The following is a 649-nucleotide window of genomic DNA, read 5'->3' as shown; positions in this document are numbered from 1 at the left end:
CTCCACCCACCCCGTCGCCCCCGAGAACGTCGACGACACCGCCTCCGCCCTCCTCAATTTCGACGGCATCTCGTACGCCAAGGGGGCCTCCGCGCTACGGCAGTTGGTGGCCTGGCTCGGCGAGAAGGACTTCCTCGCCGGCATCAACACCCACTTCGCCCGCCACAAGTTCGGCAACGCCACCCTCGCCGACTTCATCGACTCCCTCGCCTCGGGCACCGAACGCGATGTCCACGCCTGGGCCGACGCGTGGCTGCGCACGACGGGCGTGGACAAGCTCACCCCCGAAGTCCGGGCCGAGGACGGAAACTGGCACCTCGACATCGGGCACGAGGGCAGCCCCACAGTCTGGTCCGGGCCCGACCCGGACCGGAACAGGGACGGACTCACCCACCTCAGCAGCCTTGAGTCCATCGGCAGCACCCGCCCGCACCACATCACCATCGGCCTCTACGACCGCGACCTCCACGACGCGAACCGCCTGACCCTGCGCACCCGCCTGGAAGCGGACCTCCCTCGCACCGGCGACATCGGCATCAGCACCTCGGGCCCCCGCCCCGCCCTCGTCCTCCTCAACGACGGCGACTACACCTACGCCAAGATCCGCTTCGACGCCGAGTCCCTCGAAACCGTCCGCACCACCCTCTCC

1 protein-coding gene is annotated in these 649 nt (G+C 69.5%); it reads left to right on the top strand.

Going from position 1 to position 649, the window contains the following annotated elements:
- On the top strand, positions 1 to 649 hold a 649-nt coding region (locus ACNFOC_RS54985), incomplete at both ends, for a M1 family aminopeptidase (protein ID WP_416966395.1).

It is taken from the genome of Streptomyces colwelliae, from assembly GCF_048158785.1.
In the GTDB taxonomy this organism is placed as follows: Bacteria; Actinomycetota; Actinomycetes; order Streptomycetales; family Streptomycetaceae; genus Streptomyces.
The sequence above is the reverse complement of the archived record's forward strand: the minus strand, read 5'-3'. Positions and strand labels throughout refer to the sequence as shown.